The sequence below is a fragment of the Mesorhizobium sp. genome, assembly GCF_004962245.1.
Classification (GTDB): domain Bacteria; phylum Pseudomonadota; class Alphaproteobacteria; order Rhizobiales; family Rhizobiaceae; genus Mesorhizobium.
This window is the reverse complement of sequence record NZ_SUHQ01000020.1, coordinates 84,119-104,808: the sequence shown is the minus strand read 5'-3', so window position 1 is coordinate 104,808 and position 20,690 is coordinate 84,119. Positions and strand designations below refer to the sequence as shown.

Here is a 20,690-nt window from a genome sequence, read left to right as displayed (position 1 = left end):
ATGACCAGCATACTCTTGCGCGGCCGCACGCTGTCCTTCCTGCGCTGGCCTGAAACCGTCGACGACCATTCCGCCTGGCGCTACGAGGACGACGGCGGCCTGCTGATCCGCGATGGCAAGATCGTTGCATCAGGCGCCTATGCCGATGTCGAGGGAAAGGCGGGCGAAGGTGCAAAAAAGATCGACCACCGCCCGCATCTGCTGCTGGCGGGCTTCATCGACGCTCATGCGCATTTTCCGCAGATGCAGGTGATCGCATCCTATGGCGCGGAACTGCTCGACTGGCTGAACACCTACACTTTTCCGGAGGAAACCAAATTCCGGAACGCGCAGCATGGCCGCCGCATCGCCAGGCTGTTCCTCGACGAGGTGGTGCGTCACGGCACCACGACGGTCGCAGCCTATTGCTCGGTCCACAAGGAGTCGGCCGAAGCGTTCTTCGCCGAGTCGCATGACCGCAACATGCTCAACATCGCCGGCAAGGTGATGATGGACCGCAACGCACCGGAGGGCGTGCTCGACACGCCGCAATCGGCCTATGACGACAGCAAGGCACTGATCAAGGAATGGCACGGCAAGGGGCGCCAGCACTATGCCATCACGCCGCGCTTCGCCATCACCTCGTCGCCCGAGCAGTTGGAGATGGCTGGTGCGCTCTGCCGTGAACATCCCGATCTGCACATGCAGACGCATCTGTCGGAAAACCACGCCGAGATCGCTTATACGCTGCAACTCTACCCGCAGGCGCGCGACTATACCGACGTCTACGAGCACTATGGGCTGCTGGGACGCAAAAGCTTGTTTGGCCACTGCATCCATCTGTCGGAACGCGAGACGGATGCGCTGTCGGGTACGGGCTCGGTGGCGGTGTTCTGCCCGACCTCGAACCTGTTCCTCGGTTCGGGCCTGTTCGACTACCAGCGCTACCGCACGCGTGACAAAGCCCTCCGGATCGCCGCCGCCACCGATGTCGGCGGCGGCACCAATTACTCGATGCTGCGGACCATGGACGAGGGTTATAAAGCGATCGCGCTGAATGGCGAGAAGCTCAACCCGTTCCAGTCGTTCTGGCAGATCACCCGCGGCAATGCCGAGGCACTGTCCGTCGCGGAAAAGATCGGCACGCTGGACGAAGGCAGCGATGCCGATATCGTCGTGCTCGACGCCCGCGCCACACCGGCGATGCGGCTGCGGATGGAGACAGCCGACACGCTGGCGGAGGAATTGTTTCTGCTGCAGACGCTCGGCGACGACCGTGCCGTGCGCGAGGTCTACATTGCCGGGCGGGCGGCCAAGACGGATATGGCGGTTTAGTTATCCCACACGTCCCGGCTTGACCGCGCGGCAGCCATCGGTCAAAGCGTGCGGCAACGTTTGACAGGGGAACGACATGGCCGTTGCGGACGATATCGCTCTGATCGAGAAACAGGAAGCCACGCTTGTCTTCCCGGCCTTCGACGAGGCCGTCGCCTTCAAGATTGGTTCGGCGATCCGCGACCGGGCGCTGGCCGAGAGCCTGCCAATTATCGTCGACATCCGCACTTTCGACCGGCCTTTGTTCTACGCGGCCATGCCGGGCTCGAACGCCTCCAACCCGGACTGGGCGCGGCGCAAGATCAACGTGGTGCGGCGGTTCCTGAAAAGCACCTATCGCATGGTGCAGGAGCAGCAGCGCCCTGACCGCAGCTTCAAGGTTGGCGAGGGGCTGGACATATCAGACTATGTGCTGGCCGGCGGCGGCTTTCCCATAGCGGTCAAGGGCGCCGGCGTCATCGGCGTGATCGCGGTTTCGGGGCTGCCGGAGCGCGAGGACCACGGCGTCGTTGTCGATGCGCTTTGTCAGCATCTGGGTGTCGACGGGCGCGAACTTGTATTGCCGCCGGAAGAAAAATGACAGAGATCGATCCCAAGACCTTCCTCGCCGCTATCTTCAATGCCGCTGTCGCCGCCGCCGATCCGGAAAGGACCATCAGGGATCATTTGCCGGCAAAACCAAAGGGCCGCACCATCGTCATCGGCGCCGGCAAGGGCTCGGCGCAGATGGCGGCGGCCTTCGAAAAGGTGTGGGACGGGCCGATCGAAGGGCTGGTCGTCACCCGCTACGGCTATGGCGCGAAGTGTGAGCGCATCGAGATCATCGAAGCCGCACATCCGGTTCCGGATGCCGCCGGCCTCGAAGCTTCGCGCCGGCTGCTCGAAAAGGTGCAGGGGCTGACGGCGGACGATCTGGTCGTGGCGCTCATCTCCGGCGGTGGCTCGGCGCTGCTGCCGTCGCCTGCCGACGGTCTGACGCTGGCCGACGAGATCGCCGTCAACGAGGCGCTGCTCGCTTCCGGCGCGCCCATCGCGGCGATGAACGCCATCCGCAAGCATGTCTCCACGATCAAGGGCGGCAGGCTGGCCGCAGCCGCCTATCCCGCCAAGGTGGTCTCGCTGGTTGTGTCAGACATTCCGGGCGACAATCCGGCGCTGGTTGCCTCCGGCCCGACCGTTCCGGATGCCGGCAGCCGTCAAGAGGCGCTGGCGTCGATCGCCGCTTATGGCATGAAGCTGCCGGCCACTGTCATGGCGCATATCAATTCGCCGGCCGCAGATGCGCCGCGCGCCGACGATCCGCGTTTTTCCCGCAACGAAGTGCATCTGATCGCATCGGCCGGCGTGTCGCTGGAAGCGGCGGCGATTGAAGCCAGGCGCCATGGTATCGAGGCGGTTATCCTTTCCGATTCCATCGAGGGCGAGGCACGCGAGGTCGGCAGCGTCCACGCCGCGATCGCCCGCGAAGTGGCGACGCGCAACCGGCCATTCCGGAAGCCGGTGCTGATCCTGTCGGGCGGCGAAACCACGGTGACCTTGCGAACAAAAGGCAAGGGCGGCCGCAACAGCGAATTCCTGCTTGCCTTCGCCATCGGCATCAGCGGCGCGCAAGGCATCCATGCGCTGGCCGCCGACACCGACGGCATCGACGGTTCGCAAGACAATGCCGGCGCCTTTGCCGATGGTTCGACGGTTTCGCGGATGCGGGCGGCAGGCGTCGATGCCAAGGCGATGCTTGCCGGCAACAATGCCTGGACGGCGTTCAATGCCGTCGGAGATCTTTTCGTGCCCGGCCCGACCGGGACGAATGTCAATGATCTCCGGGCCATATTGATCCGGTGAGCAGTTTGCAGCCAAGTGGAATCACTCGGCGTCGCAGAAATGCGGTTAAAACAAACACCCAGAGCGGGATGCCCGATGCATTTGAACGCATTCCGCTCTGGGTTCAGGCCACCATCAGCTCCTTCACCGTCTTCATGTCCCGCAGGAACCGCTCGCGTTCGGCCTGCTTGTCCGCCGGCTCGCGAATACGCAGAATGAAGGACGGGTGGATGGTGACGAATACACGCAAGCCATCGTCGCGCTCCACGACCGCGCCGCGCATCTTCATGATCGGCACGACCTTGCCGAGCAGCGACTGCGCCGCCGTTGCGCCGAGCGCCACCGCCAGATTGGGCTTGATCAGGTCGAGTTCCTTGTCGAGCCACCAGCGGCAGGCCTGAACCTCGCCGGCATTCGGCTTGGAGTGGATGCGCCGCTTGCCGCGCGGCTCGAACTTGAAATGCTTGACCGCGTTGGTGACATAGACGTTCAGCCGATCGACGCCGGCATCGTCCAGAATCGCGTCGAAGACCTTGCCGGCCGGACCGATGAACGGCTTGCCCGCCAGATCCTCCTGGTCGCCAGGCTGTTCACCGACGAAGATCACCTTGGCCCTGTCAGGCCCTTCGCCGAACACGGTCTGCGTCGCGTTGCGCCACAGCGTACAGCGGCGGCAGGCCTTCGCCGCTTCGCTGAGCTCGGGAATGGTGCTTGCGTCGTCACCTTCCGCCGTCTCAGGCAATTCACACTTGGACCAGCGTCTTGCCTGCACCTTGGCGTGGCGTGGCGGGGGATCTCTCGTCATCCTGGTGATCATGGCTGATGCGGCCTTGTCCGCTGCTGCGATCAGATGCGCAATGAGCGAAGCCGCCGGGAGGTTCCGTCGAAATTGGACCTTGATCCCGAAAAATGGAAAACCGGTTTTCGGAAAAGACCATGGTCGGCAAGGGTGGCCCGCTCGGCCTCCTCCAGGCGAACAGCCGGCGATGCGCTGCCTCACACCTCGTGCAGATAGAGGTGGTAATCCAACTCGCCGACCGTGCGCGCCACCCGAAGATATTCGGATTGCTTGATCGCCACGAATGTCCGGTGCAGGTCTTCGCCCAGTGCTTCTTTGAGGAACGTCGACGCCTTTGCCGCCTCGATCGCGGCGCGCCAGTCCACCGGCATCGTCGTGCGCGTGATTGCCGATTCGTAGCCGTTGCCGGTGGTCTCGGGTCCAGGATCGAGGCCTTCGTCGAGACCCCTGGTGATGCCGGCCAGCACCGTCGCCGCGACCAGATAGGGGTTGGCGTCGACGCCCGACGGCCGGTGCTCGATGCGCCGGTTTTTCGCATCGCCCGCCGGCACGCGCAGCGCCACCGAGCGGTTGTTGACGCCCCAGGTCGGCGCCACCGGGGCATAGGATTGCGAGACGAAGCGCCGCCATGAATTGGCATGCGGCGCAAACACCAGCATCGATTCCGCCATGGTCTGGATGAGACCACCGAGACCGCGTAGCAACGGCAAGGACCAGGTCTCGCCGTTGGCCTCGGTGAAGACGTTCTTGCCGGCATCGTCCAGCAACGAGACATGGAAGTGCATGCCGGAGCCGGCATATTTCTCGATCGGCTTGGCCATGAAGCAGGCGGTGACGCCATGGCGGCGCGCCTGCGCCCGCACCAGCCGCTTCAGCATGACGAGATCGTCGGCCGCCCGCATCACATCCTTGCGGTAGTTCAGCGTCAGTTCGTACTGGCCGGGCGCATATTCGGAAATGACCGTCTCGGCCGGGATGCCCTGCATCTTGGCCGCGGCGTAGATGTCGGAAAACAGCGGCTCCATGCCATGCAGATGGTCGACGGAATAGACCTCGGTCTTGGCCGAGCGGCGACCGTCGAGCACGGCATTGGCGGGCTGCACCTTGCCGTCGGCGTCGCGCTCGTTGGCAAGCAAAAAGAACTCGAGCTCGAAGGCGCCGGCCGGATGCAGGCCCTTCGCGGCCAGGATGTCAACTTGCCTCGCCAGCGCCAGCCGCGGATCGGAGGACATCGCCTGGCCGTCGAGATGGTACATCGCCATCAGCACCTGGCCGCGCGGCGGCTGCGTGCCGAACAGCGGAACCAGCGTACCGGGAATCGGCCATGCCCGCAGGTCGCCGTCGCCGGTCGTCCAGATCAGCCCGGTTTCGTGCACGTCCTCGCCCGTGATGTCGAGGCCAAGGATCGAGATCGGCATATGCCGGCCGCCCTGGAAGATGCTCATCAATTCGTGCCGGCGCACGATCTTGCCGCGCCCGACGCCGTTGGCGTCGGTCAGCACGATATCAAAGGCCTCGATTTCGGGATGGGCGTCGAGAAAGGCTTGCGCCTCGGCGGGCGTCGAGCCGGAAGGGGAGGCGATGATGGCGTTCAAAGTGTGCTTGGGCGCTTCTCTCATGCGCAAGCTTGTCTCATGCCGCGAGCCTCGCCGCAACCGCACCGAAGGCGTTGATCAGGCGGTTGACCTGGGCGGCACTGGTCGCCGGCGAGATCAGCATCATGTTGTGGAACGGCGCGATCAGCACGCCGCGATTGACCAGCGCGACATGGATCGCTGCTTCGAGCTCCGGCGCATGCGCTGCCTCCGCCTCGCCGCCATTCCTCAGCGGGCCGGGTGCGCAGATGAACTCGACGCGGGCACCGACGCGGGCGACATGCCAGGGCAGGCGGTAACGGTCGATGGCGGCGGTCAGCCCGGCGTCGAGCCGTCGCGCCAGATGGTCCATTCGGGCATAGTTCTCATCAGTCATCACCTCTTCGAGCGTGGCGCGCATCGCCGCGAATTGTAGCGGATTGGCCGACAGCGTCGTGCCCATGCCGGAATAGCCGGGCTCTTTGCTGCTGTTGTAGGTGGCATAGCGCGCGGCGGTGTCTTCACTCATGCCCCAGACGCTGGCCGGCACACCGCCGGCAATCGGCTTGCCGAGCACAAACAGGTCCGGCTCCAACCCATATTTCTTCGTATAGCCGCCGGGGCCGGTCGAGATCGTATGCGTCTCGTCGATCAGAAGCAGGGTGCCGGCCGCGCGGGTAAGGCTTCGCAGCGCGTCGTGGAAGCCAGGGTCAGGCAGCACCATACAGGAATTGGTCAGCACCGGCTCGGTGATGACACAGGCGATATCCTTATCCCGTAGGGCCGCCTCGAGCGCCGGCAGATCATTGAATTCGACGATCTTCGTTGCCTGCGTCAGATCGCGGAATTCGCCGGCCAATCCCGGCCGGTTGGCCGGTCTGCCACCGACCAGCCGCACCATCGTCTCGTCGACCGAGCCGTGATAGCAGCCGTTGAAGACCAGGATCTTTTCCCGGCCGGTGATGGCGCGGGCGACGCGCAGCGCAAAGCGGTTGGCATCGGTGGCCGTCGTTGCGATCTGCCAATACGGCAGGCCGAAGCGCTGTTGCAGCAGCAGGCCGATGGCAAGTGCATCTTCGGAAGGCAGCATGTAGGTCAATCCGCGTCCGGCCTGCCGGCGGATGGCGCGGGCGACCGGCGGCGGCGAATGGCCGAACATCGAGCCCGTATCGCCGAGGCAGAAATCGTCGAGCCGGTTGCCGTCTATATCGATGATGGTGGCGCCCTTTGCGCTGTCGACCAGAATCGGAAAGGGCGTCGGCCAGTCGTTCATCCAGTGCATCGGCACGCCGCCGAGGAAGCCGGGCAGGCCATTGCCGACCTTCGCCGCCGATTTCGGCCGCGCCTTGCGGAAGATTGCAGCTTCGGTTTCGCGCAAATCGGCGACGCGGGCAGTGCTGATACCACCGATGGACGTCTTTGAATGGTTGATTGTATGCATGAGGGCCCTCTCATGCGTCACTCTAGCCAATCGGCATCCGGAACCGCAATTGGCCGCGCGGCTGCCCTGCATTGGCTCAGCGGTCGCAGTGAAGAGGCCTGGCGCTTGACCTGACGACATCATCCAGCATCAATGCGCGTAGGGTTTGTGGCTTGGGGGAAGAAGGATGCGGACAATCTTCTGTGTAACGACGCTGCTGTTGTCGGCCGGCTCGGCCTTCGCAACCGGTGGCATCTGGTGCTCGGCCGAGGATGCGGCGGTGAAATTCCAGGTCGAAGCCGGTGTCACCAGAGGCATGGGCGGTCCAACATTCAATTTCCGCGGCGACCTCGAAATTCTCGGCAGGCCCGTTGGCGACGATATGCGCAAGACAGTGTTCGAGGACTCCAACCTCACGCAATACTGGCTCGACGACAAGGAACTGCGGCTGCTCGTCTATCGCGAGCACGAAGTCGCAAACACCTACAGCTCTGTCGAGCTGACGATCGTGACCGAGGCCGTCGAGGAAGGCGACGAAGGCACCTACGACGGGCGCTATTCGCTCGCCATCTATGAGGGCACGGCTGACACGGGCGGCGATGGCATGCCTCCAGCGTTGACCGGCAAAGTATCCTGCGGGGCCGAGTAGGCCTTTCGATCTTGCATGTCAGTCCGCCTGCATCGAGGCGATGGCGCGCCGCATCAGGTCGAGAAACACCAGCCGCTCGTCCTCGCTAAAGCTGGCCAGCGCAGTCTCATTCTGAGAACGCGCCGCCTGTGTCGCCGGCTCGCGCAGAGCGGTGGCTTTCGCGGTGAGATGGATCGACTGGGAGCGCCCGTCGTCGGGATGCGAGCGCCTTTCGATCAGCCCGTCCCGCTCCATGCGGATCAGCGTGTTGGCCATGGTCGCCTGTTCCACGTCGAGCCGCTGCACGAGTTCGCGCTGCGTCAGGCCGTCTTCCTCCCACAAAGCAAGCAGCGTCATGAACTGGGCCGGCGCCAGTCCGAGTGGCCGGATGCGCTGTTGCAGCCCGTTGGCGAACAGCCGCGCCATGTGGTTCGCCAGGAATCCGGCGGACCGTTCCTTCTGAAATTTCATAGCGCCGAAATAGCAGTTGAATAGCATGCTATGCAATGATATATAGCTTGCTATGGAGATGCGGATGAAAACGAGGATTCACGCAGCCACCGGCGCCATTGCGCTCATCACGGTATCGGCCTTCTGGCTGTCGACGGTGACGGCCGAGCTGTTCGGCGATGCGGCGACGATCGCAACGGTCAAGACCTGTGTGCTGGCCGGAATGGCCGTCCTCATCCCGGCAATGATCGGTGCCGGGGCATCCGGTTTCTCGCTAGGCAAAGGCTGGAAGAGTCCCGTCGTCGCGCGCAAGAAGCGGCGCATGTGCATCATTGCGGCAAATGGGCTGCTCGTGCTCGTGCCCTCGGCGTTCCTGCTCAGCAATTTTGCCGGTTCGGGACGCTTCGACACCATATTCATGATCTTCCAGGCGATCGAACTGGCGGCCGGCGCCGTGAACATCGCGCTCCTGTCGCTCAATATGCGCGATGGGCTGTCGCTGCGGCGAAAGGCTATTCCGGCCGCCTTGCGGGCGAGGTGAGCTCAGGCCGAAATATCGATGACGCCGCAGTCGCCTGCAGCGCTGCCGAAGGCGACGCGCCGCTCTTGCCTGTCCCACATCATGGAGGTGATGGCGCCCTTGCCCGGTCGGCGCAACAGCACTTCCTTGGCGTCGGTGAAGCGCACCGCCATCACCATGCCGTCGTCATAGCCGACGGCGACGACATCCTGGCTCGGATGACAGGCGACCGAGGTCACCATGGCGTTGCCGCGGGTGCCGAGCTCCAACGGCGCCTTGCCCATCGGTCCGTCCTTGCCCGAAAACGGCCAGACGATCGCCGCCGGCGCGCCGGAACTCGCCAGCCATTTGCCTTTGGCGCTCCACGACAGGCTTTTGACTTTGCCGGGATAGCCGGTCATGCGCATATGCTTGCCGTCGGCGAGCTTCCAGCCGTGCAGCGCATTCTCCTGCATGGTGGTGACGACAAAGGCGCCGTCCGGCGAGAAGGTGATGCCGGTGTGGGCGCCGGCCCATTCGAGCTCGACCGGCTTGCCGTCGGCGGCCGGGAAATGCAGCGTCGCGCCATTGTAACGGGCGACGCCAAAGCGCATGCCCTTGGGCGAGAACGCCAGCCCCTCGACCGAACGCGGATGCGAAAATTCCCTGGTCTTGCCGTCGGCGAAACGCACGAAGGCAATCTTGCCCGAGGCATAGGCGACAGCGCCTTGTGGTCCGGCAGCGACGCTGGTGATCCATTTCTTGCCGGCGCTTGCCAGTTCCGCGGCATTGCCGCCGGCGGTAACGGAAAACACTTTGCCGTCCTCGCCGCCGGTGATCAGCCGGTCGTTGGCCGCATCATGGAACGCGGCGAGCAGCCCGTCATTGGCCTGCACCGTCTTGTGGCCATGATCGAGCCGGTGAACGGCGCCGTCGGCCAGCGCAAAGTGCGGCACGTCGTCGAGAAAGACGGCGGCGATGCAATGTCCCTGGAGATCAAGCGGGGCGACGGTCGGCATGAGAGACTATTCCATTCGAGATCGTTGTGGTCGCCTTGCCGCCGCAGAGGAATCATTAGCGTGGTTAGGTGCGACGCGGCCTTCTCCCCTTGTGGGAGAAGGTGGATTGGCGCGTAGCGCCAAGACGGTTGAGAGGTGCTGGACGGAGCGCGGCCGGTGCCACGCTGGAACACCCCTCATCCGACCGAGCGTCGCTCGGCCACCTTCTCCCACAAGGGGAGAAGGAAAGAAGGGGCAGCGCTAACGTTATAAGGTTTGGAAATCAAGCTGCCTGGCAGGCGTCGAAGCTCTTCTTCAGCCGCTCGGCGTCGAGCTCGCGGCCGATGAAGACCAGCCGGCTCTCGTGCTTCTCGCCGTCCTTCCAGGCGCGCTGGTGGTCGCCCTCGATGATCATGTGCACACCCTGGATGACGTAGCGGTCGGCATCGCCCTTGAGGGCGATGATGCCCTTCAGCCGCAGGATGTTCGGGCCTTCCATCTGGGTGATCTTCTCGATCCACGGGAAGAACTTCTTCGGGTCCATCTCGCCACCGCGCAGCGACACAGATTGCACCGTCACGTCATGGATATCCGAAGGGTGCGCGTGATGATGGTGGTCATGCCCGTCATGATCATGGTGATGATGGCCGTCATGGTCATGATGGTCGTGATCATGATGATCATGATCGTCATGCGCCTCGAGGAAATGCGGATCGTTCTCCAGAGCCCGGGAAAGATCGAAGGCGCCGCGGTCCAGCACCTCGGACAGAGCCAGGCCGGCGCGCGTGGTGCGATGGATCCTGGCCGCCGGGTTGATCGCGCGGATCGTCGCCTCGACTTTGCTCAGTTCCTCCGGCGTGACGAGATCGGTCTTGTTGAGCACGACGACATCGGCGAATGCGATCTGATCCTCGGCTTCACGGGAATCCTTCAGCCGCAACGGCAGGTGTTTGGCGTCGACCAGCACCACCACCGCGTCGAGCCTGGTCTTGGAGCGCACGTCGTCGTCCATGAAGAAGGTCTGCGCTACCGGCACTGGATCGGCCAGGCCGGTCGTCTCGACCACGATGGCGTCGAAGCGGCCCGGCCGGCGCATCAGGCCTTCGACGACGCGGATCAGGTCGCCGCGCACCGTGCAGCAGACGCAACCATTGTTCATCTCGTAGATTTCCTCGTCGGATTCCACGATCAGCTCGTTGTCGATGCCGATTTCGCCGAATTCATTGACGATGACGGCATAGCGCTTGCCGTGGTTTTCCGAAAGGATGCGGTTGAGCAGCGTCGTCTTGCCGGCACCGAGATAGCCGGTGAGAACGGTTACGGGAATCTGCGTCTGTGCGTCGCTCATGGCATTGGTCATGTTGGGCCTCGAAAAGGATTGTTGGGCTCCATATAGGATGCGCGCCCTGCTTTTGCACGTGGCAAACCGATGGGCCAAAACAGGTCACCAACATTGCCGAACTTTCATTTGGCGCTGGCTGGTCTCACTGCCTAGATAAGAACAAGGCAGCTTGCTCGAAAGAACCAGAAGAGGCGCCGGATGTCCGACGAATCGTCCTTCTTGCCGTTGAGCCGGCGTCAGGCGCTCGGCTTCATCGCCGTAACCGCGGGCGGCGGCGTCTTTCTGCCGGGCATCGCGCTGGGCCAGCAGGCTTCGTCCTATGCGGGGCTTGCCCTGTTCAACGATGGCGCCGGTGTCTGCGCCATCACGCCGCAAGTGACCGAGGGTCCGTTCTATTTCGATCCGAAGCTGGAACGTGCCGATGTCACCGAAGGCAAGGCGGGCATTGCCCTCAATGTGCGGCTGCAGGTGGTCGACGCGGCCTGCCGGCCGCTCGCCGGCGCGCGCGTCGACATCTGGCATTGCGACGCGCAAGGGCATTATTCGGGCTATCCGGGACAAGGCGACGGGCAGGACGTTGATACCTCCGGCGAGAGTTTTCTGCGCGGCTGGCAGAGGGCGGACGACACCGGCATCGTCTCCTTCGCCACCATCTATCCCGGCTGGTATCGCGGCCGCACCACACACATCCACTTCAAGGTCTTCCCCGATGACAATTCGGTGATGACCGGCCAGATGTTTTTCCCCGACAGCCTCAGCGAGCAGATATTCACCACTGTCGCGCCCTACACCGACCGGTCCGGCAGGCGCGACACGTCGAACGCCAGGGACGGTATCGCGCGGCGGGCCGGGCCGTTGTCCCAGGCGGCGCTGCGCGAGGTGGCGGACGCCTACCAGGCCTTGATGATCGTCGCTCTGAAGGCTGATTGAGCCACACTGAAAAAGTCCTTTGTCATCTAACTGAAATAAACATCTGGCATTAGCCACGGCGGACATCGCATTGCTTGCCGGCAAAGCTGTTTTGCAAAGCCGGATATTTTGATCGTCGATTGCCAATCGGGTGGCCGCCTCTATGCTGTCCGCACCGGTTCGGCCGAAGAGGGGTGACCATGGCCAAGGCGGACAAGACTGCGACAATAAGCCGGCTGCATTCGGCGGCGCGGCTGGCACGTACGGCACTCGCGGCGCGGCTCCTGGCGCACGGATTCTACGCCGGCCAGGATCAGATCATGCTGGCGCTCGACCGTGAGGACGGCCAGACGCCCGGCAATCTTGCCGGCCGCCTCGGTGTTCGCCCGCCGACCATCACCAAGACCATCAACCGGCTGCAGGCGCAGGGCTTCCTGGAAAAGCGCGCCTCGGCGGCCGATGCCCGCCAGGCCCATATCTTCCTCACCGACACTGGCCGCGACATCATTCACGCTATTGAGAAATCGGTGAAGAAGACCGAGAAACAGGCGCTGAAGGGTCTCGACAAAAAGGACCAGAAGGCGCTGTTCAAGCTGCTCGCCCGCGTCGAGGCGAACCTCTCGAATGGGGAGATGGTTCTCATCGATGATGAGATCGACGCCGACGAATGACCGGCGGCTGACGCCATCAGGCAGCCGCTGCTGCCGACCCATGGACCAATGCCGACCAGCGGCCCGGCGTGACACCGAACGCCTTCTTGAAGTGCCTGATAAAATGGCTTTGGTCGCTGAAGCCGGCCGCTATCGCGATCTGCGCCAGTGGCTCGCTCGCCTCGATCATTCGGCGAGCCCGTTGAAGCCGGCGCATCAAGAGAAAGCGATGCGGGCTGGTGGAGAAGGCGGCACGGAAATGCCGCGATAAGGCGTAGCGATCCAGCCCGGTGACCGCCTCCAGCTCCTCGGAACGGACGGTACGGAAAGCATTTTCTTCGAGGTAGTCGCGCGCCAGGCTGGCTGCCCGCCATGCTGTCCTTGGGATCGGTCTCGCCGGCAGGCTCGCGTGCCGCGCCAGGCTTTGCATCAGTTGCGCAATGAAGTCGGCGACAAAGAGATCGTCCAGCTTCTGGTCCAGTGGCTCCAGGGCCGAAAGCAGCCTCGTGCGAAAGACGGGGTCCGTCACCACGGCGTCCCTGACGAAGGGCAGCGATGCGCCGACCGTGCCGAGGCAGTCGAGCAAAAGAGACGGCTCCAGATAGAGCATCCTGTAACACAAACCGTCTTCGGTGCCGGCGCCCCCGTCATGCAATTCGTCGGGATGGAGCACGATGATCTGACCGGGCAGGCTGTGATGCGACGCGCCGCGATAACGGAAACTCTGCACACCTTGCAGCGTCACGCCGATGGCGTAGGTGTCGTGGCGATGGAGATCGAAGGCGCTGCCGTGGAACCGTGCCTCGATACGCTCCATGCCGACGGAATCGGGAGCCGAGACGACGCAGTTTTCAGCCACGTTAGCGCACAAACGTCCAAGACCCTGAAGGGCCTCGCCATCTAGACCGTGTGACATCGCTTCATTCACAAACCTCGAACGGTAAATGTCTCATGTTCGACACGAAATTTGCAATCGTGCTGCAAGACGACCTTCCCGTCTGGCAAAAGCTCAATGTCACCGCCTTCCTGACCAGTGGCATCGTCGCGCAGTATACCGAAATCATCGGCGAACCCTATCGCGACCGCGCCGGCAACATCTACAATCCGCTCTCGATCCAGCCGGTCATCGTGCTTTCGGCCGACCGCCCGACGCTCAGTGCGATCCACCGGCGGGCGCTGGAGCGCGGTGTGACAACCTCGCTCTACGTCGACGAAATGTTTTCGACCGGCCACGACGCGGCGAACCGCGCCGTCTTTGCCGAATTTGCACCCGATGACGCCAAGGTCGTCGGCATCGCGCTGCGCGCCGAAAAGAAGCTTGTCGACAAGATCACCAAGGGCGCCCGCATGCATCCCTAGCGCACGTCGTCAGCTCTGTTGTGCCAGCCTCTTTTGGCTTGCCGGCAGGTGACAATTGCCTCAAAGGTAGAGGCCTGTCCTGCTTCCCATCCGGCCTGAAGATTGAGTGCTCCCCCAAGACAAGACGAAAGCGCTACGCCTCCGACGGCGATCCTTTGTATGCTTGCCGTCTATGTGTTTTTCACCCTCCTCGACACCAGCAGCAAATATCTTGTCCTGGCCGGCGTCTCGGCGCTGATCGTCGCTTGGGCTCGCTTTGCCGTCCATGTCGTGCTTGTCGGTATCTTTCTGCGCGGCTGGCGCGAGCCGGCGCGGTTTCGCGCCAAGAACCTGTCGGCGCATATCCTGCGCGGCGCCTTCCTGTTCGGATCGACCATTTGCAACGTCATGGCGCTGCGGACCTTGCAACTGGCCGAAACCACTTCGATCTATTTCTTCGCGCCGATGGTGATCACGGCACTCGCTGGCCCTTTGCTCGGTGAATGGGCGGGCTGGCGGCGCTGGCTTGCGATCCTGAGCGGCTTCGTCGGCGTCCTCATCATCACCCGGCCGGGGGTCGGCGCCTTTGGCGTCGGCCACCTCTTCGCGCTCGGCTCGATGCTGTCGAATTGTTTCTACGTCATCATGACGCGGCGCATGTCGGCGACCGAAACCTCCGAGAGCCTCATCCTCTTTTCGGCGCTCGCACCGGCCGTGCTGCTCCTGCCCATGCTGCCGTTTGCACTTTCCCTGCCACAGGATGGCTGGCAGTGGTTCATCCTGCTGATGCTTGGCGTCTTCGGCGCCATCGGCCACTGGCTCCTGGTGCAGGCCTATCGGCTCGCGACCACCACGGCGCTGGCTCCCTATCCCTACTCGCAGATGATCTGGATGATCATTGCCGGGTGGCTGGTCTTCAACCAGTTTCCCGACCACTGGACGCTCGTCGGCGCGGCCGTCATCGTCGCCAGCGGCCTTTATATCGTCCATCGCGAGCACCGGCTTCGCGTGCGCAACCGCGCGGCCCTCGATGTCGAGATGGAAGCGGTGGCAAAAAAACTTTGATTTGTTCCGGAAGGGTGGCATAAGGCCGCGTTTAAACTGTTTAGATCATGATCCCGAAAAGCGGAATCCGGTTTTCGGAAAAGATCATGGATCAGCTCTAGATCGTCGGGGGAGCGCAAGGCGCTGGCACAGAAGATCAAGCTTTCGACGATCGCGGATGCGCTCGGAGTGTCCACGGCCACGGTTTCGCTGGCCTTGCGCGACAGCCCGCTGGTCGCTGGAACCACCCGCGACCGCATCAAGGAACACGCCCGCACCATCGGCTATATCTACAACCGCCGCGCCGCCAGCCTGCGCACCTCGCGCTCAGGCATCGTTGGCGTCGTCGTCCACGACATCATGAATCCCTTCTTCGCCGAGATACTGCGTTCGATCGAAAGCGAGCTCGACCGCAGCCGGCAGACCTTCATCCTGTCGAACCATTACGACCAGCTCGAAAAGCAGCGCACCTTCATCGACACGCTTTTGCAGCTCGGCGCCGACGGCGTCATCATGTCGCCGGCCATCGGCACGCCGCCCGAAGACATTATCATGGCCGAGGAAAACGGCCTGCCGGCGGTGCTGATCGCGCGCACGGTCGAAGGGGCTGACGTCCCCGTTTTTCGCGGCGACGACGCCTATGGCACCGGACTCGCCACCAACCACCTGATCTCGCTCGGCCACAAGCGCATCGCCATGATCGGCGGCACCGACCAGACCTCGACCGGTCGCGACCGCTACCAGGGCTACGTCAATGCCATGGAGACGGCCGGGCTGGAGGTCAGGCCGTCCTGGCGCATTGCCGGCCCGCGCACCAAGCAGGCCGGTTTCGAAGCCGCCGGGCAGTTCCTGGCGCTGAAGGACAAGCCGACCGCGGCCTGCTGCTGGAACGACCTCGTCGCCATCGGCCTGATGAACGGCATTGCGCGCGCCGGGCTGGTGCCGGGCATTGACATCTCCGTCACCGGCTATGACGACCTCGAGGAGGCGGCGATCGCGACGCCGGCGCTGACCACCGTCTGGAACGGCCAGCGTGAGGTCGGTCGCCGGGCCGCCAGCGCACTGCTCGACAAGCTCAACGGCCAGATGGTGCGACCGTCGCAGGAACTTATCAAGCCGGAACTGCATGTGCGTCAGTCGACCGGCAAGCCGGTGGAACGTGCATGACGAAAGCCGAACAGCAGCAAGCCGTCGCCATTCTGGTGGCGGGCCAGATCAACGATCATGCGGTCAGCCGCATCGACCGGACGTTCAACCGCGTGTGGATCGAACGGCCGGATGCGTCGCAGGTCACCGATGAGCTGCGCCGGACGGTGCGCGGCATTGCCGCCTTCGGAGGTGTCGACGCGGCGCTCATTGATGCGCTGCCGAACCTTGAGATCATCGCTAATTTCGGCGTCGGTTACGATTCGGTCGATGCCCGCCACGCGGCACAGCGCGGCGTCATGGTCACCAACACGCCCGACGTGCTGACCGAGGAGGTCGCCGACACGGCGATCGGGCTTTTGATCAACACCATCCGCGAGTTGCCGCGCGCCGAGACCTGGCTGCGCGACGGCAGCTGGGCGCGCAACGGCAATTATCCGCTAAGCCGGCTGACCTTGCGCGGCCGCAGCGTTGGCATTTTCGGCATGGGCCGCATCGGTCTCGCCATTGCCCGGCGGCTGGAGGCCTTCGGCCTGCCGATCGCCTATCACAACCGGCGCCGGGTCGAAGGCCTGTCCTACGACTATCACCAGACACTGAAAGGCCTGGCCGAGGTGGTCGATACGCTGATCTCGGTGGCGCCCGGCGGCGCCTCGACCGAAAAGGCGGTCAATGCCGAGATCCTGTCAGCCTTGGGCGCCAATGGCGTCTTCGTCAACATCGGCCGCGGCAGCACGGTGGACGAGGCGGCACTTGCCGCGGCACTTGCCGACGGCACCATCGCCGCTGCCGGGCTCGACGTCTTCGCCAACGAGCCGAATGTGCCGCCGGCGCTGCTTGCCGCCCCCAACACCTCGCTTTTACCGCATGTCGGCTCGGCTTCGGAGCATACCCGCCGCGCCATGGCCGATCTGTGTGTCGACAATCTGGTTTCCTGGTTTTCGCAGGGAAAGGCGCTGACGCCGGTGCCGGAGACGGAAAAGATCAAGGCGCGGAGCTGAGCGGCGATCTGCCACATCTATTAACGGCGACTTAACGCTTTGGAATCATTCTGCATCTATCGCCAGACACGCGGAGAACACAGGATGAAAGCACTTCCCGCATTGATGGCGGTGACCGCGCTGTTCGGCAGCATCCAACTGTTTCACGGCGGCAGCGGCGAACACAACGCAGCCAATGACCCAATAGCACCGTCCGGCGACTACAGGCTGGTGGCCAATGGCGACGAAGCGTCCTGCGCGGTCAAGCGTGGTACGGAGGTTTCGCATAGCCTCTCGTTGTTGACGGTCGCCGCGAATTGCCGCCGGGTTTTGCCTGGCATCGAGCATGCGAAATTCTGGCGCGAGCAGGATGACGGTACGGTCACCTTCAGCGCGAACGGCATCGACCCGATCGTCACTTTCGCCGTCGCCGACGGCGACGGCTATGAATCCTACGTGCCAGTCCTGCCGCTGCTGTCGCTGGCGGTCATCGATCCTTGAACTCTCGACCTTGATTACTCAGCGGCGGCGCGTGCGCCGGATCTCGCCGCAGCGTGCAGGCGCACCGCGTCACCGAAGGCGCGGAATATCCTTGCCGAAACGCTGTCGGACGCGACCCAGTACTCGGGATGCCACTGGACGCCGACAGCGAAGGCGTGGGCGTCCCGCACCGAAACCGCCTCGACCGTGCCATCGGCGGCGACCGCCTCTATTTGTAGCTTTGGGCTGAGCCGGTCGACCGCCTGGCGATGCACCGAGTTGACCATGATCTCGCCCGCCCCGAACACGCCGGCGAGGCAGCTTCCGGGCTTGATCGAAATGGTCTGGCGGATAGCGAAGCGTTCGTCCTGATTGTCGCTTGCCGGCGCGCGATGGTCCAGCGACCCCTCGCGCTCATGGATTTCCGCGGCCAGCGTGCCGCCCAGCGCCACATTCATCTCCTGGATGCCACGGCAGATGGCGAGCAGCGGCACGCCGCGCTCCACCGCCTTGCGGATCAGCGGCAGCGTGGTGGCGTCGCGGGCCGGATCGTAGGGGCCGTTGGCCTCGCTGGCATCGCCGCCATAGAGCGAGGGATGCACGTTGGACTTCGAGCCGGTGACCATGACGCCGTCGACGGAGGAAAGCAGTTCATCGAAATCGAGCCGGTCGCCGAAGGACGGCACCAGCACCGGGAACACGCCGGCGCCCGAAAGCGCCGCCTCCAGATATTGCTGCGGGGCGGCATGCCAAGTGTAGTTGTCGAACTGGCGGACGTCGGTCGATATGGCGACGAGCGGCTGCTGCATTTTTGATCCGGTTCCATTCAGCGCAGGGATGTATTCTGCCTTTAAAATAGGCGATCCGAAGGCGCTTTGCCATGACAAGTTTCGGCATGTCGCATGGTCCACGGAAAGGGCTTTAGACTTAAGTTGCAAGAGGTGCGTTTGCGTCGCGAATTTCGCGGAAACGCCGCCAGCAAAACCGGCTGCCATGCTGGACTCGACTTCTTGCCCGTGTATTGTTTGCCGCGAAGCCGATCCGGGCACAGAGCATTCCCGAACATCGGTCTGTTGATCCAATAGGGAGGACTTCATGGATCGTCGATCATTCATCCGCAAGGCCGGCGTGACCGGTGTGGGCGCCGCGGCCGCTGCCGCAACGCTTGCCGCGCCGGCCATCGCTCAATCCAATCCGAAAGTGACATGGCGCCTGGCGTCGTCCTTCCCGAAATCGCTCGACACGATCTATGGCGGCGCCGAGGTCTTTTCCAAGATGCTTTCGGATGCAACCGACGGCAACTTCCAGGTCCAGGTCTTCGCTGCCGGTGAGCTGGTGCCCGGCCTGCAGGTCGCGGACGCCACCACCGCCGGCACCGTCGAGGCCTGCCATACGGTGGCATATTATTATTGGGGCAAGGACCCCACATGGGCATTGGGTGCCGCGGTTCCGTTCTCGCTCAACGCGCGCGGCATCAATGCATGGCACTACCACGGTGGCGGCATCGACCTGTTCAACGAGTTCCTGGCCACGCAGGGCCTTTTTGGCTTGCCGGGCGGCAATACCGGCGTGCAGATGGGCGGATGGTTCCGCAAGGAAATCAACACCGTCGCCGACCTTTCGGGCCTCAAGATGCGCATCGGTGGCTTTGCCGGCAAAGTGGTGCAAAGGCTCGGCGTCGTGCCGCAGCAGATCGCCGGTGGCGACATCTACCCAGCGCTGGAAAAAGGCACCATCGACGCTGCCGAATGGGTCGGCCCTTATGACGACGAGAAGCTCGGCTTCTACAAGGTCGCGCCCAACTATTATTACCCAGGCTGGTGGGAAGGCGGGCCGACCGTCCATTTGATGTTCAACAAGGCGAAATACGAGGAGCTTCCGCCGGCCTACAAGGCGCTGGTGCATAGCGCCGCGCAGGCGACCGACGCCAACATGCTGCAGAAATACGACTATCTCAATCCGGCAGCGGTGAGGCGGCTGGTGGCCGGCGGCGCGAAACTGCGCCCGTTCAGCCAGGAGATCATGGCGGCCTGTTTCGAAAAGGCAAACGAGGTCTATGCCGAGATGGAGGCCTCGAACGCGCCGTTCAAGAAGATCTGGGACTCGATCAAGGCCTTCCGCAAGGAGCACTATCTCTGGGCGCAGGTGGCCGAATACAATTACGACACCTTCATGATGGTCCAGCAGCGCAACGGCAAGCTCTGACAACAGTTACGGCGCCTCGCGTTCTTCGGACGCGTGGCGCCGTAACACTTCGATTGATCAGCGCGGCACCACCAGCACCTTGACTTCACCTGGCGCAGGCGGATTGGCGATCACTTCGGCCGCGTCTTCGAGCGGGACCTGCCGTGAGATGAGCTTGTCGATCTCGATCGCACCCGAGGCGATGAGATCGGCGGCCCGGCGATGCGTAAACGGATTGAGGAAAGAGCCCAGAACCTTCAATTCCCGGAACAACAGGTCGAAAGGTTCGAATTCTGCCTTCATACCTTGAGGCATCACGCCGACGACGACAACGGTGCCGCCGGCCTTGGCGAGCCGCATCGATTGCTCAACCGTCTCTCTTACGCCAGCACATTCGAACACCACATCGACACCGCCCGGCAGCAGACCCGACGGACCGACAATTGCGTCGATGATATCGTAAGCTCTGGGGTCGACCGTCGCCGTCGCGCCCAATTCCTCGGCGAGGGCACGCCGCGAGGCCTGGCGCGTCGACAGGATAATCGTGGTCGCGCCGGCAAGCCTTGCCAGTTGCACGGTGAGCAGGCCGATCACGCCGCCGCCAAGCACGGCGACCGAGGAGCCGGGCTTGATCTGCGCCAGATCCAAGCCATGCAGGCAGCAGCCGAGCGGCTCGCAAAGCGCGCCATGCGTTGGCTTCAGGTCTTTCGGAAGGAGGAAGGCCTGCTTCTGAGGCAGCACGACATATTCGGCGAAGCCGCCGTCGCGATGAATGCCGATGGCAATCAGATTATGGCAGAGATTGATGCGACCGGCATGGCAGTGCGGACAGCGCCCGCAGGCGATGTTGGGATCGCCGGTGACGCGATCGCCGACCGAAAAGCCGGACACAGCGGTTCCAATCGCCTCCACGATCCCGGAGAATTCATGCCCGAGCGTCACCGGTGGCGTACAGGGAAATTCGCCATGGAAAAGATGCCGGTCGGTGCCGCAGACGCCGCACGCCTCGATCCACACCAGGAGATCGTCCGGCCCGGCGGACGGTTTGCCGATCTCGCGCAGGGCGATGCCACCCACGCCCTCCAGCCGAACCGCTTTCATGATTGTTAAGCCT

The 20,690-nt window shown here is 63.4% G+C and carries 22 protein-coding genes; 13 read left to right on the top strand and 9 right to left on the bottom strand.

What is annotated here, in order from left to right; all coding sequences use genetic code 11:
• The 3 genes from guaD to E5X88_RS21335 all read left to right on the top strand — a co-directional run bounded on the left by guaD (position 1) and on the right by E5X88_RS21335 (position 3,156).
• Complete coding sequence (gene guaD, locus E5X88_RS21345; RefSeq protein ID WP_292164792.1) at positions 1–1,314, top strand: guanine deaminase; 1,314 nt, start codon at positions 1–3, stop codon at positions 1,312–1,314.
• 76 nt (positions 1,315–1,390) lie between these two features.
• Positions 1,391–1,894, top strand: coding sequence for a heme-degrading domain-containing protein (locus E5X88_RS21340; protein ID WP_292164790.1), 504 nt, complete (start codon positions 1,391–1,393; stop codon positions 1,892–1,894).
• Complete coding sequence (locus E5X88_RS21335) at positions 1,891–3,156, top strand: glycerate kinase (RefSeq protein WP_292164788.1); 1,266 nt, start codon at positions 1,891–1,893, stop codon at positions 3,154–3,156. Before E5X88_RS21340 ends, E5X88_RS21335 begins: the two co-directional genes overlap by 4 nt.
• Before the next feature lie 103 nt (positions 3,157–3,259).
• Here E5X88_RS21335 and E5X88_RS21330 read toward each other — a convergent pair whose 3' ends face one another.
• From E5X88_RS21330 to E5X88_RS21320, 3 genes are read right to left on the bottom strand one after another with little or no spacing between them, the layout of a single operon-like run.
• Complete coding sequence (locus E5X88_RS21330; RefSeq protein ID WP_292164786.1) at positions 3,260–4,135, bottom strand: UdgX family uracil-DNA binding protein; 876 nt, start codon at positions 4,133–4,135, stop codon at positions 3,260–3,262.
• Positions 4,132–5,553 (bottom strand): glutamine synthetase family protein, encoded by a 1,422-nt coding sequence (locus E5X88_RS21325; RefSeq protein ID WP_292164783.1) that lies wholly within the window; start codon positions 5,551–5,553, stop codon positions 4,132–4,134. Before E5X88_RS21325 ends, E5X88_RS21330 begins: the two co-directional genes overlap by 4 nt.
• A 13-nt stretch (positions 5,554–5,566) precedes the next feature.
• Positions 5,567–6,949: an aspartate aminotransferase family protein gene (locus E5X88_RS21320; RefSeq protein ID WP_292164781.1), complete on the bottom strand. Its 1,383-nt coding sequence runs from the start codon at positions 6,947–6,949 to the stop codon at positions 5,567–5,569.
• 166 nt (positions 6,950–7,115) lie between these two features.
• Between E5X88_RS21320 and E5X88_RS21315 the strand changes: the two genes are divergently transcribed.
• Positions 7,116–7,577 carry a hypothetical protein gene (locus E5X88_RS21315; protein WP_292164779.1) on the top strand — a complete coding sequence of 154 codons (462 nt, stop codon included), beginning with the start codon at positions 7,116–7,118 and terminating at the stop codon, positions 7,575–7,577.
• Positions 7,578–7,595: 18 nt separating this feature from the next.
• On the opposite strand, the gene E5X88_RS21310 is transcribed toward E5X88_RS21315, so the two are convergent.
• Positions 7,596–8,027: a MarR family transcriptional regulator gene (locus tag E5X88_RS21310; protein WP_292164777.1), complete on the bottom strand. Its 432-nt coding sequence runs from the start codon at positions 8,025–8,027 to the stop codon at positions 7,596–7,598.
• Positions 8,028–8,091: 64 nt separating this feature from the next.
• Here E5X88_RS21310 and E5X88_RS21305 point away from each other — a divergent pair, with 64 nt between their 5' ends.
• Positions 8,092–8,547, top strand: coding sequence for a hypothetical protein (locus E5X88_RS21305; RefSeq protein WP_292164775.1), 456 nt, complete (start codon positions 8,092–8,094; stop codon positions 8,545–8,547).
• A gap of 2 nt (positions 8,548–8,549) precedes the next feature.
• On the opposite strand, the gene E5X88_RS21300 is transcribed toward E5X88_RS21305, so the two are convergent.
• Positions 8,550–9,524, bottom strand: coding sequence for a WD40 repeat domain-containing protein (locus E5X88_RS21300; protein ID WP_292164772.1), 975 nt, complete (start codon positions 9,522–9,524; stop codon positions 8,550–8,552).
• A 262-nt stretch (positions 9,525–9,786) separates the two neighbouring features.
• Positions 9,787–10,851 (bottom strand): GTP-binding protein, encoded by a 1,065-nt coding sequence (locus E5X88_RS21295; RefSeq protein WP_292164851.1) that lies wholly within the window; start codon positions 10,849–10,851, stop codon positions 9,787–9,789.
• 192 nt (positions 10,852–11,043) lie between these two features.
• On the opposite strand from E5X88_RS21295, the gene E5X88_RS21290 reads away from it, so the two are divergent.
• Entirely contained in the window at positions 11,044–11,775 is a 732-nt protein-coding gene (locus tag E5X88_RS21290; protein ID WP_292164768.1) for an intradiol ring-cleavage dioxygenase, read from the top strand.
• Positions 11,776–11,954: 179 nt separating this feature from the next.
• Positions 11,955–12,425: a MarR family winged helix-turn-helix transcriptional regulator gene (locus E5X88_RS21285; protein ID WP_126037132.1), complete on the top strand. Its 471-nt coding sequence runs from the start codon at positions 11,955–11,957 to the stop codon at positions 12,423–12,425.
• Between the two features lie 16 nt (positions 12,426–12,441).
• On the opposite strand, the gene E5X88_RS21280 is transcribed toward E5X88_RS21285, so the two are convergent.
• Positions 12,442–13,320 (bottom strand): AraC family transcriptional regulator, encoded by an 879-nt coding sequence (locus E5X88_RS21280; RefSeq protein WP_292164765.1) that lies wholly within the window; start codon positions 13,318–13,320, stop codon positions 12,442–12,444.
• Positions 13,321–13,355: 35 nt separating this feature from the next.
• Here E5X88_RS21280 and E5X88_RS21275 point away from each other — a divergent pair, with 35 nt between their 5' ends.
• The 5 genes from E5X88_RS21275 (at position 13,356) to E5X88_RS21255 (ending at position 17,413) form a co-directional block, all read left to right on the top strand.
• Entirely contained in the window at positions 13,356–13,763 is a 408-nt protein-coding gene (locus tag E5X88_RS21275) for a DUF2000 family protein (protein ID WP_292164763.1), read from the top strand.
• Between the two features lie 159 nt (positions 13,764–13,922).
• On the top strand, positions 13,923–14,807 hold the full coding sequence (locus E5X88_RS21270) for a DMT family transporter (RefSeq protein ID WP_292164761.1): 885 nt from the start codon (positions 13,923–13,925) through the stop codon (positions 14,805–14,807).
• A gap of 123 nt (positions 14,808–14,930) precedes the next feature.
• Positions 14,931–15,953 carry a LacI family DNA-binding transcriptional regulator gene (locus E5X88_RS21265; protein ID WP_292164848.1) on the top strand — a complete coding sequence of 341 codons (1,023 nt, stop codon included), beginning with the start codon at positions 14,931–14,933 and terminating at the stop codon, positions 15,951–15,953.
• The gene (locus E5X88_RS21260; RefSeq protein WP_292164758.1) at positions 15,950–16,933 is read left to right on the top strand and encodes a 2-hydroxyacid dehydrogenase; all 984 of its coding nucleotides are present in this window, start codon (positions 15,950–15,952) and stop codon (positions 16,931–16,933) included. The genes E5X88_RS21265 and E5X88_RS21260 overlap by 4 nt, the downstream gene beginning before the upstream one ends.
• 84 nt (positions 16,934–17,017) lie before the next feature.
• Positions 17,018–17,413, top strand: a complete 396-nt coding sequence (locus tag E5X88_RS21255; RefSeq protein WP_292164756.1) for a hypothetical protein — start codon at positions 17,018–17,020, stop codon at positions 17,411–17,413.
• Between the two features lie 14 nt (positions 17,414–17,427).
• Here the strand turns inward: E5X88_RS21255 and E5X88_RS21250 are convergent, their stop codons facing one another.
• Entirely contained in the window at positions 17,428–18,201 is a 774-nt protein-coding gene (locus E5X88_RS21250; protein WP_292164754.1) for a gamma-glutamyl-gamma-aminobutyrate hydrolase family protein, read from the bottom strand.
• 286 nt (positions 18,202–18,487) lie between these two features.
• Here E5X88_RS21250 and E5X88_RS21245 point away from each other — a divergent pair, with 286 nt between their 5' ends.
• Complete coding sequence (locus tag E5X88_RS21245) at positions 18,488–19,597, top strand: TRAP transporter substrate-binding protein (RefSeq protein WP_292164752.1); 1,110 nt, start codon at positions 18,488–18,490, stop codon at positions 19,595–19,597.
• 57 nt (positions 19,598–19,654) lie between these two features.
• Here the strand turns inward: E5X88_RS21245 and E5X88_RS21240 are convergent, their stop codons facing one another.
• The gene (locus E5X88_RS21240) at positions 19,655–20,677 is read right to left on the bottom strand and encodes a zinc-dependent alcohol dehydrogenase family protein (RefSeq protein ID WP_292164750.1); all 1,023 of its coding nucleotides are present in this window, start codon (positions 20,675–20,677) and stop codon (positions 19,655–19,657) included.
• Between the last annotated feature and the right edge of the window lie 13 nt (positions 20,678–20,690).